A 19,336-nucleotide genomic window follows, 5' to 3' on the forward strand; every position below is an offset into this window, starting at 1 on the left:
CAACATGGCATCCTAGCTTATCAAAAAGCTCTGGTTGGGGTTACAGCTTGCTATGAGCGTCTACGATTTAGATTGACCTTTACTTCTTGCGCAGGCACCTAGCTGTTTTGCTATATCTAGCAGTATCCCAAGGCCCTGGGATATGTCTGGGTCGCTCAGCGCGCTCATCAAGCCTAGGAGGCCGACCTTCCTTGGATGACTTAGGTCGAGCTTCGCCAGGGACTCTATGGTACATGACGTCAGGTCTGTCAGGGTGTTCTGGGCGTTTGCCAGGTCCATGGCGTCAACCTTGGTTATGCCGTTGCTTACTGAGGCCAGTAGGGCCATGAGCCTCATCAGGGCTGGGTCGGTGGCTGCCGAGAGGAACGAGTCCTCCGCCTTGTCCGCGAGGTAGGAGATCATGCCCAGCAGGCCGCTCCTCTTCAGATTTACTATGGCGTCGAGGAGCTCGGCAAGGGCTTGGGCCTGAACCTCAGGCGGGACGGACTCTGCAGGGGTCTCCTGCTTCTTGGCCTCTGCCATATCCTCTCACCTCCTCAGAACTTAAGCCCGTCTATCCAGCCGTGGTAGAAGGACTGCTTGAGCAGCCTTCCAATCGAGTAGACGCCGGTGAAGTAGCACTTGAAGGCGTACGTTCCCTTGTTGGGGTCGAATGGCAGCTCGCAGGTGCCAGCCCAGCCCTTGTCGCCGGCGTAGCCAACGCACGACACTGGGCTTGGGACAAACGATGGTCCGAAGCCTCCAATGAGGTCGCTGACTATATTGGTTGCGGCGGTTATTGCCACTGACTCTACAAAGACGCCGGCCAGCCCTATGCCCATGGGGGGCAGCGAGTGCTCGCTGACCATATAAATGTCGTCATACTTGGGATGCCTTGCGTTAGGCAGGGCAGGGGCCCACCTTGGGTCCTGCTTAAAGACGAAGTCCTCGCCGCTGTTGGCAAGGGCCTTTGGGAGCCTAGGCGGGGGCACTTTAACAAGCAGGTCATACTTGAACTCGCCGCTGGCAGTTATTACTTCCTTCTTGCTCGGGTCCACCTCCCTGAGCTTCGAGTTAGGCACATATTCCACTCCGTACTGCTCCAGCTGGTCAGCAAGGAACCTAGATATGGAGGGTCCCAGCGGCGCTATGGGAGCTGGCATCGGATCTATTAGCCTTATGCTGACCTTCTTGTTTCTTGCCCTAAAGAAGGCTGAAAGCGCGGTGGCAGCCTCGTATGGATAGATGCCACACCTGAATGGCAGCTCTGGTATCAATATAGTTATGTTCTGGCCGTCTTTAACTTGGTTCAGGGCCTCCTTCATCTTAATGGCACCATCAAGGTCGTAGTTGTGAACGCCATCCTTGTCTAAGCCTGGGTAGGCACTCCACCCGTAATCTATGCCTAAGGCTACCACTAGATAGTCGTACTGGTACTTGCCTCTAGCGCCCACGATGGTCCTATTAGCGGCGTCTATGGACTGTATTTCATCTACAGCAGCCTTAATTCCATACTTTTCCATGTTCTGTATAGGCGCCCTTGTATCGTCAGAAGTAGCGTAGCCGAGCGCCACATCGAAGAAGAGTGGTGGCATAAAGTGATATGGGTCCTTATTTATAACGGTGACTTCTGCATCAGCGCCGCTCTGCTTAATGCCGTCAACAATCCTCTTTGCGGCGACGTAACCACCAATGCCTCCTCCAGCTATTACTATCCTCTTGGTCAAAATCCCACCTTTCTTTTAGGTGGCCAGGAAACAGGCGTACAAAGGCGTATAAAAATAATACATCACGGACTTTCTTGACGTTTTAAGTAAACGCGGAGAGGCTACTTCGGGTTCGCTGGGCGTGCCGCCCCAATCGCCTTTGCAACGTTAAGCACTATGGCCAGTCCCTTTATGACGTCCCTGTCGCCCAGCAGCCTCATTAGGTCACTTAAGTTGTTAGCCTGAGCCTCAGCGGACAGGGACGAAGCTAATGACCTTAGAACGCCCACGTCAAGGCTATCTATAGCGTCGGCTACAGCGTTGAGCTTCTCCAGGGTTTCAGGTCTAGTAAGCCTCTCAAGGAGCTGCATTATCTGAGGTAACCTATCTATTATGAGCAGGGTCTCAGGCGTCACCAACAACCTAGCAACGGCCCTCAGCAGCTCCTCGTCTGAGAGCAGCTCGTTCAGCGTGGAGGCTATGTCAAGAAGCCTCTCAAGGGCCTCCGCCTGCCTTTCGACCTGCGCCATGGGGCCTCACCTCACGGGAACATCTTCCATAGCTTCTCAGGCGACGTGGCCTCAAAATAGACGTCAAATATGGGGTCCCAGAACTCTGGGTGCTTTAGGACGTCCCAGTAGGTGTCCGCGAAAAGCCTCTTCATTATGAAGAACACCCCCTTAGGCGGCAGCTTGACGGAGGGGTGATTGAAGTCGCTTATGACGAAGGTGCCCATTTCAAACCCTATCTCTGTGGGGCAGTTGGTTCTTCCAGTGTTCTGGGCGCTGAGGCCAAGCAGCCTCTTCTCGACGACCTTGGCCTCCAGGTGCGCTGTCACCCCAGTTCTAACAGTGGTTGACGTGGAGGAGTCGCCTATTGCAAACGCGTCGTCAAAGTCCCCTATGCGGTTGGTCAGCTTGTCCGCCTTTACGAATCCGTCTTCCGTTTTTAGGTCTTCCGGGACCACCTTTACCTTTGGACCCCTGTGAATAGGGACAACTATAGCTGCATCAAATGAGAGCTCCCCTCCCTCAAGCGAGGTCATCTTCCTGTTATCAACGTCCACAGTATCAACTGTAAAGAAAGTCTCTATATTAATTCCCCTCTCCTTAAGTATGGGCTCTAAGACTTCGTTAAACGTCTCGGCAGGGTAAGCCCTTGGGTATGGGACCGCTAAGGTTATCTCGACCTGGCCTCTCACGCCCCTGGCCCTCAAGGCCTCATCAGCCAGCAGGGCGCCCTCGTAAGGGGACGGAGGGCACCTGTGGCCAGGGTCGGCCACCGCTATTACAAGCTTGCCCTTCTTAAGGCTGTTTATCACGTTAAACGTCCTCCAGGCGTTGTCGGGCGTGGAGTGGAAGTCGCCATAGAGGGAGACCAACTTGTCATTTCCTTTAATTGCCGTGTGATCTATGGATAGTCCTGGAGCTAAGACAACTACATCATAGTTGATGGACCTGCCTGACCTTGTAAGGACTGTCCTGTTATTAAGGTCCACGGTTTCAACGGAATCTATGAGAAGGTCCACATTTTTCTTTACTAGCCCTACAAGCTCCCTTTTCAGCTGCGAGTCATCGCCCCTGAAGGCTATCTGAAGCAGCTGGGGCAGGTAGTAATGGTACGGGGTGTCATTTATTAGGGTTACGGAAAACCCCTCCCTCCTTGCAAGCGAGTTTGCAAGTATTAGGCCTCCAGCGCCGCCGCCCACTATTACAACCTTTTGCCTTTTCTGGGGCTGCATGAGGCCCCACCAGCTCATATGAAGATAACCTGCCCGCCCTCGGCCTCCTGCAGGAAGGTTGCCACGCCAACCACGTCATCAATAAGGCTTGGGTCAAAGTCCTCCTTCTTAAGGCCCATCACTTGCGACATCATGCTGCATGCATAGATCTTGGCGCCCATGTTCTTGGCCTCCTTAAGCATGTCAAGCCAGCTTGGCACGTTATTCATCTGCATGCCTTTAGCCAACTCTGGCACCATAGCTTCGAACTCCTTGGGCCAGGTGGGCTGAGCTGGCTTCTTGAGGAACCTCAGCAGCGCCCAGCCCGTCACAAAAACCCTGACTTCATAACCTAGGGCAGCGGCCCCCTGTGATATGACCCCAAGGGGTATAAGCTTGTCCTCCGTTCCCGAGAACACAATAATCGAGAGCTTACTCAACCTGTTCACCTCTATATAGAGAAAGGGTCCCTGAGATTTAAAAAGTTATGCAGGACGAAGATCTATACATAGGAAAACGTGGCCTTCCTACTGCTAAAAGGCTATAAGTTTGCGCTCAGTAACTTACACATTAGGAATTGGTGAATCATGAAGTGAAAACTTTGCCCCCCGTAACTCTTGACCAGGTGCTAGGGCTAGTGAGGTATATAGCCACCTCAGGAGGAGTCGTTGACTCGTCCAGGTTAGACGAGCTCCTTAACGTTGATATGGACTTATTGCCTCACGTCGTCGACGCAGCGGTCTCCTTGGGCCTCCTGAGGGAGGACAAGGGAAACCTTGTAATAACCAGCGAGGGCAAGAGGGCTGTGGAACTGCAGGGCAGGGAGCTCAGGCTGCTGATAAAGTCACTGAGCGATGATGTAGAACCATTTAAGGATATATTTGATGTAATAGGGGATTCTGATTCGATAAGGAGGTCCCAGTTAGAGAGCATCCTAAGGCACTCAGGCTATACAGACATAGAGGCCGCACTCCCAGTATTTGTGGAGTGGCTGGCCTACATGGGGATAACGACCATAGAGGATTAAGGCGTTATTAACGTTGTTCTAGTCCTGTTAGGAGGATCTAATTGCAATGCATAGGCCGTGCATTTATCTACTCTACTATGATCAGGTATAGCATCAATATCATCATTAGAATCGCTGACGAAATTGATCAGATTTAAAAAACTTCTTAGGGACTACGGGCTTTGGTGGGCCCGTAGCTCAGCCAGGATAGAGCGGCGGGCTTTTAACCCGTAGGCCGCGACGCCCAGCCGCGGGCGGAAGTCCCGGGTTCGAATCCCGGCGGGCCCGCCACAGCCCTGAAGGGCTCCTCCATGTTCTACTGTGCAGCGGTTCGAGGGCTTATCCTCATTGGACGATCCATAGTTAGGCGCAAATCTCCTGAGAGACGTTAGCGCTTCAGTTAACTAGATAACCTCGGGGTCCAACCAGAGGCTGTAGGAGGGGTGCTAGGTAGTTTGCCATCTGCTAGACCAGATGAAAGGATACTTAATCACGTACTTGTGCCAAAGCATCGTATACTGAGCATAGAGGAGGCGGTTGAAGTGCTTAATAAGCTTGGCGTTAAGCCATGGCAGCTTCCGAGGATCAGCGCCAACGACCCCATTATTAAGCTGCTGGGAGGCAAGCCAGGAGATATTGTTGAAATAGAGCGCAACTCGCCCACTGCAGGGAAACACGTAGTTTATAGGGTAGTCGTGTCCTATTGAGTGGGTGAGCTTAATGACGTCTGAGCAACTAACCAAGGATGACCTATGGATCGTATTCAGGCAGTACATACGCGAGACAGGGCTTGCCAGACAGCACCTGGACTCGTATAATGCCTTTGTGACGGAGCGCATGCAAGAGATAGTTGATTCCTTTGGGGAAATAAGGCCTCTTTATAAGCAGGTCAGCAGGAGGAGGGAGGCAGCCCCAGAGGAAGGTCCTGATATAAAGATAGTGCTTGGGAAAATACGCATAGGCGAGCCCCAGGTAAAGGAAGCTGACGGCAACCTGAGACGCAAGGACGTAACGCCCCTAGAGGCAAGGCTCAGGAACTTCACGTACTCTGCTCCTCTCTTCCTTCAGATGAAGCTTGTAGAAAATGGCACCGAGGTCTACAGCGACGAGGTAAAGGTGGGAGACTTCCCCATAATGGTTAAGTCTGTCATCGACCCGCTCTCTAAGGCCAGCTACAGGGAGCTCCTGGAGGCCGGCGAGGACCCTAACGATCCCGGAGGCTACTTCATTATAAATGGCAGCGAGAGGGTAGTGGTGGCTCAGGAGGACCTGGCAGTAAACAGGATAATAGTGGGGGTCTCAACGGCTAACACCGCAAAGATAACGCACAGCGCTAAGACCGTTTCAACAATACTTGGCCTGAGAAGGCAAGTTATAGTAGACAGGATGAGCGACGGATCCCTTGAGGTAAGCATGAGCAGGCTTAACTATAGAATACCATTCATAGTGATGATGAAGGCCCTCGGGCTTGAGAAGGACGCGGAGATAGCGGCCGCAGTTTCGCCAGACCCCGACGTGCAGAGGGAGCTGCTGCCGAGCTTTGAGAAGGTTAGCGCTGCCATAAGGACTAAGGAGGATGCCCTGGAGTTCCTTGGCAACAGGATAGCGACTGGGCAGCCCAGGGAGATAAGGATACAGCGCGCGGAGGAGTTCATAGACACCCAGTTCTTACCCCACATAGGTCTGACGCCCGCCGACAGGCTCGCTAAGGCATACTTCCTCGGTGAGATGGCGAACAGGGTCCTGCAGCTTTACTTAGGCAAGAGGCAGGAGGATGACAAGGATCACCTGGCTAACAAGCGCCTAAGGCTCGCGGGTGATCTCATAGCAGAGATCTTTAGGGACGCATTCCAACAGCTTGCGACCCTGATAGCAAGCGAGCTCGAGGAGTACATAAGCCAGCACAGGAAGGTGAGGGACCTGAGAAGCCTGGTGAGGCCTGATATCATAACTGAGAGGGTGAGGGCTGCCCTGGCGACAGGCAACTGGACCGGCAACAGGACTGGAGTGAGCCAGGCGCTTGACAGGACCAACTGGATGAGCCTGCTCAGCCACCTGAGGAGGGTCATATCACCGCTGAGCAGAGGGGAGTCGAACTTTGAGGCCAGGGACCTGCATGGAACTCACTGGGGAAGGCTTTGCCCGTTCGAGACGCCGGAGGGCATAAACTGTGGCCTGGTCAAGAATTTGGCCATGACGGCCTACATATCGGTTGGCGTTAACGAGCAGCACGTGAAGAACATACTAATGAGCATGGACTTGATACCTCTGGACGATGCAATTAAGGAGATAGCAAGCGGTGAGCCTGAAGCCATAGAGAAGTACACTAACATGGCCAAGGTGTTCCTCAACGGTAAGCCCATAGGCTACGTTCAGGACGGCGCGGAGCTGCGCAGGAAGCTTATAGCTATGAGGAGGTCAGGAAGCTTAAGCTATGAGGTGAGCGTCGCCTACATAGAGCAGGGCGGCATCAAGGAGGTTTACATAAACACCGATGAAGGTAGGTTGATGAGGCCCGTCATAGTTGTCGAGAACGGCAAGCCAAAGCTGACGAAAGAGATGGTCGAGAAGGTTAAGCGCGGCGAGATGTCCTTCTGGGACCTGGTGAGAAACGGCGTTATAGAGTTCCTGGACCCTGACGAGGAGGAGAACGCCTATGTTGCCGAGTCCCCCGAGGAGGTGACCCCTGAGCACACCCACCTGGAGATGTGGACGCCAGGCATATTCAGCGTGGTCACGTCAATAACCCCGTTCTTGGAGCACAACCAGAGCCCGAGGAACACCTACCAGGCGGCCATGGCAAAGCAGGCCCTAGGCCTTTATGCGCTGAACTACCAGTACCGCATGGACAGCCACGCCTACCTGCTTCACTACCCGCAGAAGCCTATAGTTCAGACGAGGTCGCTTGAGGAGATAGGCTATAATGATAGGCCCTCGGGGCAGAACTTCATTGTTGCAATAATGCCCTACATGGGCTACAACATGGAGGACGCAATAATAATGAATAAGACAAGCGTCGATTATGGCCTTGGAAGGGCTCACTTCTTTAGGGTATATACAGTCATGGAAAACACCTATGCTGGTGGCCTTAAGGACACCATAACTGTCCCCTCACCAAAGCTTTATGATCATAAGGGAGATCAGTATTACACCAAGCTAGGTCCAGATGGAATCATAGAGCCTGAGGTTGAGGTTGATGGCGGAGACGTGCTTGTAGGCAGGGAGAGCCCGCCAAGGTTCCTCGGCGAGGAGCGCGTTATGAGCTTAGGAACCTTAACCAAGAGGGACACGAGCGTGCAGCTGAGGTATGGGGAGCACGGCGTAGTAGATACAGTGCTCATAACTCAGACCACCGACAGGAACCTGCTGGTGAAGGTAAAGGTCAGGGACCTGAGGATACCTGAACTTGGCGATAAGTTCGCAAGCAGACATGGACAGAAGGGAGTCGTTGGCATGCTTTACCCCAAGTACGACATGCCTTACACCGAAGACGGCATAGTCCCTGACATTATAATTAACCCGCACGGAATACCTTCACGTATGACCGTGGGACAGATACTTGAGCTCATAACGGGTAAGGCTGCAGCCATGGAAGCTAGGTATGTTGATGGCACACCGTTCTATAAGGATGACGTTGATCAGTATAAGATCATACTAATTAAACATGGTTACAGCCCTGACGGAACAGAAGTTATGTATGACGGCCGTACAGGCCAGCTGCTTGAGACGCCGATTTCCATAGGTGTAGTCTTCTATCAGAGGCTGTACCACATGGTAGCCGACAAGATGCACGCCAGGGCTACAGGTAAGGTGCAGCTCCTCACAAGGCAGCCTACAGAGGGCAAGGCCAGGCAGGGAGGTCTAAGGTTCGGAGAGATGGAGAGGGACTGCCTCGTAGGTCACGGAGCAACCATGCTGCTAAGGGACAGGATGCTCGACGGCAGCGACGCCTACACAATGTATGTCTGCACGCTGTGCGGTCACGTAGCTTGGTACAACAGCAGGAAGAACGTATATGAGTGCCCGATACACGGTGAGAACGGTGACATAAAGCCCGTGAAGGTGCCTTACGCGTTTAAGCTGTTCCTGCAGGAGATCATGAGCATGGGAATTAAGCCCAGGATTGAAGTCTCTGACAGGATCTCGCTCCTGGACAGGATCTCGCAGGCTGGCATGTCTAAGCTAAGCGCCGCCACTAATGGAAACCAGGGTAACAATGACAAGAGTAACGGCAATGGAAGCTCTTCGTGAGGTGACAGGCCATGTCGTACAGCCCGGGCGAGGAGCGCGAGAGGTACACAATTAGCGGCATAAGGTTCAGCCTCCTGAGCCCTCGCGAGATCAGGGAGATGGCCAAGGTAACTGTGATAAGACCAGAGATATACGAGGTTGACGGCTCCCCAGTAATGGGAGGGCTCAGGGACCCGCACTTCGGCGCTATAGAGCCTGGTGAGAGGTGCCCCGTCTGCGGCAACACTAGGCAGGACTGCCCTGGGCACTTCGGTAAAATAGACCTTGCCAGGCCTGTGGTGCTCCCGCACCTTGGAGACAAGATCTACCAGCTGCTGCAGTCAACGTGCAGGAGCTGCGGAAGGATACTTATCCCGCCCCAGAAGGCGGCGTACATGCTAGGCATATATAGGAGGCTCAGGGAGAAGTGGCCACTGCTCGCTGACATATTTGTAGAGGAGGTGATAAAGGAGGCGTCCTCTGCCACCGAGTGCCCGCACTGCGGCGCCAAGCAGTACAAGATAAAGTTCATCAAACCGTATAACTTCTATGAGGTTAGACCTGAGGGCGAGGTAAGGCTAACGCCAAGCGACGTCAGGGAGAGGCTGGAGAAAATACCAGATGATGATGTGGAGCTGTTGGGCTGGGACCCCAAGTCGGCCAGGCCCGAGTGGGCCGTCCTCACTGTGCTGCCCGTGCCACCGCTCTCGGTGAGGCCCTCAATAACTATGGAGAGCGGTTCAAGGGCTGAGGACGACCTGACTCACGCGCTTGCGGAGATAGTTAGACAGAACGAGAGGCTCAAGAACTTCATCTCATCCAGCGCTCCGGAGTCGATGATAGAGGAGGCCTGGCAGGCGCTTCAGAACGTGATAGCGGCATATATAGACAACGAACTGCCGAACATCTACCAGCTCTCGCACAGGGGCAGAAAACAGCTCAAGACGTTGGCACAGAGGCTCAAGGGCAAGGAGGGCAGGCTGAGGGGCAACTTAAACGGCAAGAGGGTTAACTTCTCTTCAAGGACTGTGATATCTCCAGACCCACTGATAAGTATTAACGAGGTAGGCGTCCCAATAGAGGTAGCAAAGATACTGACAGTGCCTATGGTAGTTACGAAGTTCAACATAGAGGAGGCCAGGAAGTACGTCCTGAACGGCCCCTACCAGTGGCCAGGCGCCACCATAGTGTACAAGAAGAGGGAGGGGGTTAAGCTGGACCTGAGGTACCAGCGCAACCTGAGGCAGTTAGCGGAGAGCCTCGAGGTAGGTGATATTGTTGAAAGGCACCTGATAGATGGCGACATAGTGCTCTTCAACAGGCAGCCCAGCCTTCACAGGATGTCAATAATGGGTCATAAGGTAAGGGTTATGCCCGGTAGGACGTTTAGGCTCAACCTACTGGTGTGCGCGCCTTACAACGCCGACTTTGACGGTGACGAGATGAACCTGCACGTGCCAAGGCTCGAGGAGGCCCGCGCGGAGGCCTTGAACCTGCTGCTGGTGGAGAACCACATACTGACCCCGAGATACGGCGGGCCTATAATAGGCGGAAGGCAGGACTACATAAGCGGCGCGTATCTGCTCACCGTTAAAACTACATTGTTTGATAGAGAAGCCGTGGGCAGGCTGTTAGCAGCGGCGAGTTACAGCGGCGAGCTGCCGGAGCCAGCAATACTTAAGCCAAGGCCTCTGTGGACTGGCAAGCAGCTGGTCAGCCTCTTCCTGCCAAGCGACTTCAACTTCAGCGGCCGGGCGAAGATAAACGCTGGGGACCTCAAGTGTGACGGAGAAGACTGCTTCTTCGACTCATATGTAGTGATAAGGAGAGGGAGGCTCCTGGAGGGCGTGTTCGACAAGAACACCATAGGTGCTGAGCAGCCGGAGAGCGTGCTCCACTACATAGCGTTGGAGTATGGCAACGCAGCCGCAAGGCAGTTGCTTGACACCATGTATAGGATGTTCATAAGAATGCTGGAGCTCAGGGGCTTCAGCATATCGATAAGCGACATAGAGATACCTAAGGAGGCCAGAGACAAGATAGCTAAGATGACCGAGGAGGCTAAGGAGGACGTCATGAAGTTAATAGAGCAGTATAGGAACGGAACTCTTGAGATAATACCTGGCAGGACCCTCGAGGAGAGCCTGGAGCTCAAGATAATCCAGAGGCTCCAGAAGCTGAGGGACGACGCTGGTAAGACAGCTATAGGCTATATGAACCCATTCAACAACGCCTTCATAATGGCCAGGACAGGGGCCAGGGGAAGTGACATTAACATAACACAGATGGCCGCTATGCTGGGCCAGCAGACGGTGAGAGGGAGAAGAATAGTAAGGGGCTTCAGGACCCGCACGCTGCCGCACTTCAGGCCAGGCGACCTCTCGCCAGAGGCGAGGGGCTTCGTTGTTAGCAACTTCAGGGACGGGCTGAAACCACACGAGGTGTTCTTCCACGCGGCAGGCGGCAGGGAGGGCCTGGTGGACACAGCGCTGAAGACCTCACAGAGCGGCTATATGCAGAGGAGGCTGATAAACGCCCTGCAGGACCTCCACGTTGCATATGACGGCACCGTGAGGGACTCGCAGGATAATATAATTCAGTTCAGATACGGCGAGGACGGCGTGGATCCACAGAAGACCTATCATGGCAAGGCAGTAAATGTGGACAGGCTTATTGAAAAGGTTAAGCAAGGGGGTGCATGAAGGTGGCCAAGAGAACATCGGACGAGGGGAGAAGGGTGAGGTCTAGGAAGACCAAGAAGGAAGCGGAGGCCTCCGAGATGGAGCTTGGAGAGACGCTTAAGAGAAAGCTTGACGCTGCTAAGTCGCTGCTGCCTCCAAGCTTATATGATGAGCTCTACAGCAAAGTGGTCGAGAGCCAGGAGCTGAGCGCCGAACAAAAGATTAAGGTTATAGAGGATGCCGTGAGAGCCTATATCTCGTCAATGGTTCAGCCAGGTGAAGCTGTCGGCGTGGTAACAGCCCAGTCCATAGGGGAGCCAGGAACTCAGATGACGCTGAGAACCTTCCACTATGCGGGCCTCATGGAGTTCGACGTTACCTTAGGACTTCCAAGGCTCATAGAGATAGTTGACGCCAGGCACGAGCCCTCGACACCTATGATGAAGATTTACCTTGAAGAAAAGTATGCTGACAACCTGGAGATGGCGCGTAAGATAGCGAGGGAGATAGAGTATACCACGATAGGCAACATAGTTGATGAAATAAGCTACACATTGGGCGACAGGACCTTCATAGTTAAGTTAGATCCAGACATGGTAACCGACAGGGGGCTCACCGAAGACGAGATAATGGAGGCCTTCGAGCGGCTTAAACTGGGCGACGTGGGCAAGGGCGAAGATGAGTATACAGTAGTGCTTAATGTCAGCGAGAGCGTGTTACCTGACGACGCGCTTTATGACCTTCGTAGTTACTCTGAGATAGTATCAAAGATAAAGAAGGGCTACGTGAGAGGGATAAAAGGCATCAAAAGGACAATAATACAGGAGCATACAGATGAAAAGACTGGTAAGCATGAGTACGTCATAATAGCCGAGGGCAGCAACTTAGCCGAAGTCATGAGGGTGGACGGAGTGGACGCCACAAGAGTGGAGACTAACAACATATACGAAATAGCGGATGTTTTAGGCATTGAGGCCGCCAGGAACTCTATAATAAAAGAAATAATGGACGTGCTGCAGAGCTCAGGCCTAGACGTTGACATCAGGCACGTCATGCTAGTGGCCGACATAATGACGTGGACAGGCAAGATAAGGCAGATAGGCAGGTTGGGAGTTGTAGGTGAGAAGCCCAGCGTCATAGCTCGCGCAGCATTTGAAGTGACGGTTAACCAGCTTTATAACGCGGCGGTCAAAGGCGAGGAGGAGAAGTTCAGCGGCGTCACGGAGAGCATAGTGGCAGGGCTACCTCCCAGGGTTGGCACCGGCATAGTGATGTTATCGGTAGGCATCAACGCTCTTAAATCTCTGCAACCTAAGGTAAGCCAGCAGGAAGAGCCAAGTAAGACAGGGCAGGAGTGAGGTGACCTAGGTGTCAGAGGCGCTGTTTGAGAGGGAACTTAAGGCGGCGGCCAAGAGCGGGAAGCTAAGCTTAGGAGCTCGCAGGGCGCTGAAGCTGCTTCTTAAGAATCAGGCTAAAGGCATCATAGTTGCTGATAACGCTCCGCCAGACGTCAGAAAGAATATAGAGTCCTTGGCCAATATAAATGGTGTTCCATTGTACGTCTACAAGGGAACGTCAGCGGACCTGGGCTCACTCATAGGAAAGCCATTCAAGGTCTCAGTAATAGCAGTTCTAAACCCTGGCGACTCGAGGATCCTTGACGTTCTCTCAGAGGGCAGGTAAAGGCAGGTAAGGGGAGGTTGGGGTGGCGCAGTCCGACGCTAACTCTAAGGGAGACAGGATAGGACTTGAGGAACTGCGCTTCATATCGCTCTTTCAGGATATCACAGGGGCCATGGTTTACAGGGCGATAGAGGACGCCGAGGGCAACAGGATATTCTATTTAGTCGATAAGAATGACATAGGGAAAGCCATAGGAAAGGATGGAAGAAACGTGAAGACCTTGTCTAGAATATTGAACAAGAACGTTGAAGTTGTCGAGTATTCTGCGGATCTCGAATCAATGGTTAGAAACCTCTTTCCCGGTGTAACGGTACTTAAGGTGGACGTAGTTGATAAGAACGATGGCAAGGTTGTTTACGTTAAGGTTAAGGATGACGAGAAAGGCAAGGCCATCGGAAGGGACGGCAGAAACGTCAAGAGAGCAAGGATAATTCTGACCAAGCTCTTTAATGTGGACAAGGTGGTCATCAGGTAACTGATGGAAGTTTTTAAATTCATGCCTGGAGCAGAGTGAGGGGATTAACGGAATGCCAGAGGGGCCGAATGGGCTGTTCGCGGCGCGCAAGCTCAGGAAGAGCAGGCTCAAGTTCAAGTGGGCCAAGAGCGAGTTCAAGATAAGGATGCTGAAGCTCAAGGAAAAGTATGATCCGCTCGAGGGCTCACCCATGGCTAGAGGAATAGTGCTTGAGAAGGTAGGTATACCCTCAAGGCAGCCCAACGCCGCGCTGCGTAAGTGCGTTAGGGTTCAGCTGGTCAAGAACAAGAAGGTAGTGACGGCATTCGTGCCTAAGGACGGAGGCATACTATATATAGACGAGCATGACGAAGTTATAATTGAGGGTATAGGAGGCCCTAAGGGCAGGGCTATGGGCGACATACCTGGAGTGAAGTATAAGGTAATAGCTGTTAACGGAGTTTCCCTGGACGCTCTGTGGAAAGGTAAGAAGCAGAAGGTTAAGAGATGAGCAGTCGCCGCTTCTTAACTGCCTTATGGTTTATGGTTCTAAGATTATCTATGATATAAGTTAATTATATGGTCGCCATCTAAGTTCATGGCCTTTTATATAATGTGGCCTGGCACTCTTTAGTTCACGCGTTAACCTAGTCCCCTTGGCTAGAGCTCTTATTAGCCTATGTTTACGGTTTTCACTCGTATAGAAGGAGAGCGCCGCACTAAGGGCTAACGCGCAGACAGCTAAGGCTGATCCCCTTCCTCGCCCTCACCACTCTCGCTGCTCCACCACTTTTCCATATCGACAAGCTTTTTACTAACAAATATGGGTTTATCACTTATAAGTGCTAGATATACTGCATGGCTGGGTATCATTTTAACGCTTATGCTTATGCCTCCGTCCTCGAATTCCACTGTTGCTGTGTAAACTCCGGTGTCAACCTCAAATTCATCTATTACGACTCTCTTTAAGGTCTTTCTCAGCATCTCCTTAAAGTCCTCGTGGGACGATAGGAAAGTGTATATACTCTGTCTCCTGGGCGGCACGTCACTGTCATTTATGAGCTTTATAGCTTCAGCTACATCCATGGGTATGTTAACCATCGTAAACTCCTCGTCATTCTCAAGCAGCAACGAGAGTCCCACCACGTAGGCCCCGGCTCCGCTGTTGACGTCCCGCAGAAGCTTGTAGAATGGTTGGACGTACTTGACTTTTAGCAGCTCGTCCTCTGGCAATGCTTAAGCGCCCCTTACACTACTAGCCTCTAAGGCTCTTAAGTCCATCTTCACTGACTTGACAAGCATTTATAGTCTTGAAGTTCGCTTAAAAACTACAGCCGTAAAGGTGTAAGGGGTGCAGCCATGGCAGAGCAGGTGAAGCTCCCAGAGCTCTCTGAGGTGGGCAATCTAGGTGCAATAAGGCTCTTCGGCAAGTGGAGCTGGGAGGGAGTTGAGGTAAGGGATCCAAGCCTCAAAAAGTACATAAGCCTAAGGCCCGTCGTGCTCCCCCACACAGGAGGGAGGCACGAGCACAGGAGGTTTGGCAAGGCTGAGGTGCCCATAGTAGAAAGGCTCATAAACAGGCTGATGCAGCCGGGCAGGAACGGCGGCAAGAAGGCTCTGGCCTACAACATAGTTAAGGCTGCCTTTGAAATCATAAACCTGGAGACGGGGGAGAACCCCATTCAGGTGCTTGTCCGTGCTATAGAGAATGCCGCGCCGAGGGAGGAGACCACGAGGATAATGTACGGTGGAATAGTCTATAGGGTCTCAGTGGACGTCTCAGCCCAGAGGAGGGTGGACCTGGCCCTCAGGTTCATGGCTGAGGGGGCCAGGCTTTGCGCCTTTGGGTCCTCCAAGACTATAGAGGAGTGCCTAGCCGCTGAAATAATAGCTGCGTCGAAGGGAGACCCCTCAAGCTACGCCATAAAGCAGAAGGAGGAGATAGAGAGGATAGCCCTCAGCTCAAGGTAAACTCCTCTCCTTCGTTCCACATCAAGACCTTCAGCTGCATTTTTAAATCCCTCACACTTCACTAATTGCAGGCGGAATGAAGAGGTGAACCATAGTGCCCGAGAAGCCACACCTTAACCTAGTCGTGATAGGGCACATAGATCACGGTAAGAGCACGCTCACCGGTAGCCTGCTTTACAGGCTTGGGGTCATAGACCCCAAGATAATGCAGCAGCTTGAGGAGCAGGCCAAGGCCGCTGGAAAGGAGTCGTTCAAGTTTGCCTGGCTGCTGGATAAGATGAAGGAGGAGAGGGAGAGGGGTATAACAATAGACCTCTCCTTCATGAAGTTCGAGACTAAGAAGTACTACTTCACAATTATCGACGCCCCAGGCCACAGGGACTTCGTGAAGAACATGATAACCGGCGCCAGCCAGGCGGACGCAGCGCTGCTGGTGATCTCATCGAGAAAGGGAGAGTTTGAGGCGGGAATGAGCGCAGAGGGCCAGACCAGGGAGCACGCCCTCCTGGCCAAGACCTTGGGCATCGAACAGCTGATAGTAGTCGTAAACAAGATGGATGCCCCTGACGTCAACTACAGCCAGCAGAGGTACGAGGAGATAGTAAATACCATGAAGAAGTTCCTGAAGGGGCTTGGCTACAACGTTGACGCCATACCGTTCGTGCCTGTCAGTGCGTGGACTGGCGAGAACCTAATAGAGAGAAGCCCCAACATGCCGTGGTACAAGGGACCAACGCTCGTGGAGGCCCTCGATAACTTAAAGGTTCCACCAAAGCCCGTTGACAAGCCTCTGAGGCTGCCAGTGCAGAGCGTGCTAAGCATCCCCGGCGCAGGCACCGTAGTGACGGGCAGGGTTGAGACGGGCGTGCTCAAGCCAGGAGACAAGGTAATAGTGATGCCTGAGGGCGTAGTGGCCGACGTCAAGAGCATACAGATGCACTACCAGGACCTGCAGCAGGCGGAGCCTGGAGACAACGTGGGAGTTGCGCTGAGGGGCGTTGAGAAGAACCAGGTCAAGAGAGGTGACGTGATAGGCAAGACTGACAACCCACCCACCGTGGCTGAGGAGTTCACGGCAAGGGTAGTGGTGGTCTGGCACCCAAGCGCTATAGCAGTTGGCTACACTCCAGTGATTCACGTCCACACGGCTTCGGTGGCCTGCAGGATAACCGAGATAGTCGCTAAGCTAGACCCAAGGACTGGAAACCCGATAGAGCAGAACCCACAGTTCATAAAGGCTGGTGACACCGCCATAGTTAAGTTCAAGCCAATAAAGCCGCTGGTCATCGAGAAGTTCGGTGAATTCCCACAGCTCGGCCGCTTCGCTATGAGAGATATGGGTAGGACCATAGGCATCGGAATAGTTACAGATATAAAGCCTGCCAAGATAGAGGTTAAGAAGTGAAGCTAACGGCTCAAGCGGTGCCTCACAATGGCATTTAACGTCAGAATATGGCTATGGAGCACTAATGCAAAGAGCCTAGAGCAAGTAGTGGCGCAAATAAAGGACATAGCTCAGAAGACAGGAGTTCCCATGAGAGGACCCATACCGCTGCCTACTAAGAGACTAGAGGTTCCTATCTTCAGGCTCCCACACGGCGAGGGCAGCAAGCACTGGGAGCACTGGGAGATGAGAATACACAAGAGACTCATTGACATAGAAGCTGACGAGAGGGTCTTAAAGAAGCTCATGAGGATACAGGTACCGAGTGACGTCTACATAGAGATAAAGTCCGGCAGATGATTTATTATCTTTTCAAGTAGTGATATATGAAGTTCCTTTTTAGAGTTAAGGCATTCGGAGCTCCATAAGCCATTTCATTAGCTGTGCGCGATTTTGCGTCGCGAGCCTCTGCCCGGATGCAAATAGCTTTTTAGAACCCCTTCTTCATTAAGCTATCTGGCGCCGGGGTGCCCGAGCGGCCCAAGGGGACGGGCTTGAGACCCGTTGCTCCACAAGGGGCGCGTGGGTTCAAATCCCACCCCCGGCGTTCCCTTAGTTATTACATGACACGTTTAGGTGCTCGCTTCTCTGCGTTTTAACTCCGAGCGGCTTATACTATATTGGGATAAATGTTGCCCTCAGACATGATGTTCGAGGACATAGCTAACACGTTCAGCTCAATGGAGGGCATAACTTCAAGGATTCAGCTCACCCAGCTCTTGGCAGGCCTGCTGAAGAGAACTCCCGCTGACGTTATAGATAAGGTCGTTTACATGATACAGAGCAAACTGGGCCCTGACTGGAAGGGCATACCCGAGCTAGGGGTAGGCGATAAGCTCCTGGTGCAGGCCATAGCTTTGGCTTATGGCAAGAGCGAGGGCGACGTCCAGAAGCTTGTGGACAAGCTTGGGGACCCAGGGAAGGTGGCCGAGCAGCTGGCCCAGACCGGCGGTCACCTGAAGAGCAACCTGCTGACCTTTATGGGGGGCGGCTCCTCGCAGCTGACCGTCAGCAGAGTCTTCGACTCATTCATGAAAATAGCCTACGCTACGGGGGAGAGCAGCAGAGACCTTAAACTGAAGACGCTGGCGGGTCTCCTGAAGGACGCCAAACCGATAGAGGCAAGATATATAGTCAGGTTCGTTGAGGGCAGGCTAAGGCTTGGCATAGGTGACGCGACAATACTGGACGCCCTTGCAGTGGCATACGGAGGCTCCTCGGCCGTGAGGGACTTAATAGAAAGGGCGTACAACCTAAGGGCTGACCTGGGGGAAATAGCCAAGATAGTGGCGACGCAGGGCGTTGAGGCCCTCAAGGGCCTCAAGCCAGAGGTTGGCACGCCTATAAGGCCTATGTTGGCTGAGAGGGCTAACGATGTTAAGGAGATACTGGCTAAGGTAGGCGGTAAGGCCTATGTTGAGTATAAATACGATGGTGAAAGGGGCCAGATACATAAGGATGGTGATAAGATAAAGATATTCTCCAGAAGGCTTGAGGACATAACTCCTATGTACCCTGATATAGCTGATGGCGTGAGGGAGGCCATCAAGGCCAAGAAGGCGATAGTTGAAGGAGAGATAGTAGCCATAGATCCAGACACGGGTGAGCTCAGGCCATTCCAGGAGCTGATGCAGAGGAGAAGAAAGTATGATATAGAGAAGATGATGAAAGAAATACCGACTAGGTTGTTCCTCTTTGACATAATAATGAAGGACGATGAGGATCTAACTACCAGGCCCCTGCCCTACAGGAGGAAGGTCCTCGAGTCAATACTTGAACCGAACGACCGGGTTGTCATGAGCAATTACATAGCGAGCTCCGACCCTGACGAGATAATGAACTTCTTCCTTCAGGCAATAGCTGACGGCGCTGAGGGAGTTATGATAAAGGCTATACATGATGAGAGCGTCTACAGGGCGGGCGTGAGAGGCTGGCTTTGGGTTAAGCTGAAGCGCGACTACAGGAGCGAGATGTCGGACACTGTGGACCTAGTCGCTGTTGGAGCCTTCTATGGTAAGGGCAAGCGCGGCGGCAAGCTTGGCACGCTGCTGTTAGCCGCTTATGATCCTAACAATGACGTCTTTAAGACAGTGTGCAAGGTAGGAAGCGGCTTTACCGATGAGGATATAAATAACATGTACGACCTGTTCAAGCCATATATAATAGACCACAGGCATCCCAGGGTAGTGTCAAACCTTGACGCTGACGTCTGGTTCGAGCCGGTTAAGGTTGCAGAGGTAATAGGCGCTGAGCTCACCCTCTCCCCAGCTCACACGTGCTGTATGGACGCCGTGAGGAAAGGAGCTGGCATCTCAATAAGGTTCCCAAGGTTTATAAGGTGGAGGGACGACAAAGGTCCAGAGGACGCCACGACCGAGCAAGAGCTATTGGAGATGTACAAGAGGCAGTTGAAGAAAATTGAAGAGAAGCCACAGCCGGAGGGCGAGGCCTAATAGGGCTGA

General features: G+C 52.7%; 18 protein-coding genes and 2 tRNA genes. 14 read left to right on the top strand and 6 right to left on the bottom strand.

What is annotated here, in order from left to right; translation table 11 throughout:
- Positions 1–60: 60 nt before the first annotated feature.
- From ACZ5OO_RS02460 to ACZ5OO_RS02480, 5 genes are all read right to left on the bottom strand, one after another.
- Positions 61–522, bottom strand: a complete 462-nt coding sequence (locus ACZ5OO_RS02460) for a helical membrane plugin domain-containing protein (protein WP_013267085.1) — start codon at positions 520–522, stop codon at positions 61–63.
- Positions 523–536: 14 nt separating this feature from the next.
- Positions 537–1,706 carry an NAD(P)/FAD-dependent oxidoreductase gene (locus ACZ5OO_RS02465; protein WP_464078411.1) on the bottom strand — a complete coding sequence of 390 codons (1,170 nt, stop codon included), beginning with the start codon at positions 1,704–1,706 and terminating at the stop codon, positions 537–539.
- Between the two features lie 101 nt (positions 1,707–1,807).
- Entirely contained in the window at positions 1,808–2,215 is a 408-nt protein-coding gene (locus tag ACZ5OO_RS02470; RefSeq protein ID WP_464078412.1) for a DUF1641 domain-containing protein, read from the bottom strand.
- An 11-nt stretch (positions 2,216–2,226) separates the two neighbouring features.
- Positions 2,227–3,444, bottom strand: coding sequence for an NAD(P)/FAD-dependent oxidoreductase (locus ACZ5OO_RS02475; RefSeq protein WP_464078413.1), 1,218 nt, complete (start codon positions 3,442–3,444; stop codon positions 2,227–2,229).
- Entirely contained in the window at positions 3,441–3,854 is a 414-nt protein-coding gene (locus ACZ5OO_RS02480; RefSeq protein ID WP_013267089.1) for a DsrE/DsrF/DrsH-like family protein, read from the bottom strand. The genes ACZ5OO_RS02475 and ACZ5OO_RS02480 overlap by 4 nt, the downstream gene beginning before the upstream one ends.
- Before the next feature lie 152 nt (positions 3,855–4,006).
- On the opposite strand from ACZ5OO_RS02480, the gene ACZ5OO_RS02485 reads away from it, so the two are divergent.
- The 9 genes from ACZ5OO_RS02485 (at position 4,007) to ACZ5OO_RS02525 (ending at position 13,970) form a co-directional block, all read left to right on the top strand.
- The gene (locus ACZ5OO_RS02485; protein ID WP_048812858.1) at positions 4,007–4,432 is read left to right on the top strand and encodes an AAA-associated domain-containing protein; all 426 of its coding nucleotides are present in this window, start codon (positions 4,007–4,009) and stop codon (positions 4,430–4,432) included.
- A 166-nt stretch (positions 4,433–4,598) separates the two neighbouring features.
- Positions 4,599–4,702: transfer RNA gene (locus tag ACZ5OO_RS02490), tRNA-Lys, on the top strand.
- Positions 4,703–4,866: 164 nt separating this feature from the next.
- The gene (locus ACZ5OO_RS02495) at positions 4,867–5,118 is read left to right on the top strand and encodes a DNA-directed RNA polymerase subunit H (protein WP_048812859.1); all 252 of its coding nucleotides are present in this window, start codon (positions 4,867–4,869) and stop codon (positions 5,116–5,118) included.
- Positions 5,119–5,131: 13 nt separating this feature from the next.
- On the top strand, positions 5,132–8,662 hold the full coding sequence (locus ACZ5OO_RS02500; RefSeq protein WP_048813021.1) for a DNA-directed RNA polymerase subunit B: 3,531 nt from the start codon (positions 5,132–5,134) through the stop codon (positions 8,660–8,662).
- Positions 8,663–8,673: 11 nt separating this feature from the next.
- Positions 8,674–11,343 (top strand): DNA-directed RNA polymerase subunit A', encoded by a 2,670-nt coding sequence (rpoA1, locus tag ACZ5OO_RS02505; RefSeq protein ID WP_013267093.1) that lies wholly within the window; start codon positions 8,674–8,676, stop codon positions 11,341–11,343.
- 77 nt (positions 11,344–11,420) lie between these two features.
- Entirely contained in the window at positions 11,421–12,680 is a 1,260-nt protein-coding gene (rpoA2, locus tag ACZ5OO_RS02510; protein ID WP_052296733.1) for a DNA-directed RNA polymerase subunit A'', read from the top strand.
- 10 nt (positions 12,681–12,690) lie between these two features.
- A complete protein-coding gene (locus ACZ5OO_RS02515; protein ID WP_013267095.1) occupies positions 12,691–13,005 on the top strand; it encodes a 50S ribosomal protein L30e in 315 nt (104 codons plus the stop codon).
- A gap of 22 nt (positions 13,006–13,027) precedes the next feature.
- Positions 13,028–13,480 (top strand): NusA-like transcription termination signal-binding factor, encoded by a 453-nt coding sequence (locus ACZ5OO_RS02520; protein ID WP_013267096.1) that lies wholly within the window; start codon positions 13,028–13,030, stop codon positions 13,478–13,480.
- A gap of 52 nt (positions 13,481–13,532) precedes the next feature.
- Positions 13,533–13,970, top strand: a complete 438-nt coding sequence (locus ACZ5OO_RS02525) for a 30S ribosomal protein S12 (protein ID WP_013267097.1) — start codon at positions 13,533–13,535, stop codon at positions 13,968–13,970.
- 230 nt (positions 13,971–14,200) lie between these two features.
- On the opposite strand, the gene ACZ5OO_RS02530 is transcribed toward ACZ5OO_RS02525, so the two are convergent.
- Entirely contained in the window at positions 14,201–14,692 is a 492-nt protein-coding gene (locus tag ACZ5OO_RS02530) for a bifunctional nuclease family protein (protein WP_013267098.1), read from the bottom strand.
- A gap of 126 nt (positions 14,693–14,818) precedes the next feature.
- Here ACZ5OO_RS02530 and ACZ5OO_RS02535 point away from each other — a divergent pair, with 126 nt between their 5' ends.
- The 5 genes from ACZ5OO_RS02535 to ACZ5OO_RS02555 all read left to right on the top strand — a co-directional run bounded on the left by ACZ5OO_RS02535 (position 14,819) and on the right by ACZ5OO_RS02555 (position 19,327).
- Entirely contained in the window at positions 14,819–15,430 is a 612-nt protein-coding gene (locus tag ACZ5OO_RS02535) for a 30S ribosomal protein S7 (protein ID WP_013267099.1), read from the top strand.
- Between the two features lie 91 nt (positions 15,431–15,521).
- A complete protein-coding gene (tuf, locus tag ACZ5OO_RS02540; protein WP_148217186.1) occupies positions 15,522–16,835 on the top strand; it encodes a translation elongation factor EF-1 subunit alpha in 1,314 nt (437 codons plus the stop codon).
- Positions 16,836–16,862: 27 nt separating this feature from the next.
- Complete coding sequence (gene rpsJ / locus ACZ5OO_RS02545) at positions 16,863–17,174, top strand: 30S ribosomal protein S10 (protein ID WP_013267101.1); 312 nt, start codon at positions 16,863–16,865, stop codon at positions 17,172–17,174.
- A 161-nt stretch (positions 17,175–17,335) separates the two neighbouring features.
- A tRNA-Ser gene (locus tag ACZ5OO_RS02550) sits at positions 17,336–17,421 on the top strand.
- Positions 17,422–17,503: 82 nt separating this feature from the next.
- Positions 17,504–19,327, top strand: coding sequence for an ATP-dependent DNA ligase (locus tag ACZ5OO_RS02555; RefSeq protein WP_013267102.1), 1,824 nt, complete (start codon positions 17,504–17,506; stop codon positions 19,325–19,327).
- The last annotated feature ends 9 nt before the right edge of the window (positions 19,328–19,336 follow it).

This window comes from Acidilobus aceticus (genome assembly GCF_055392325.1).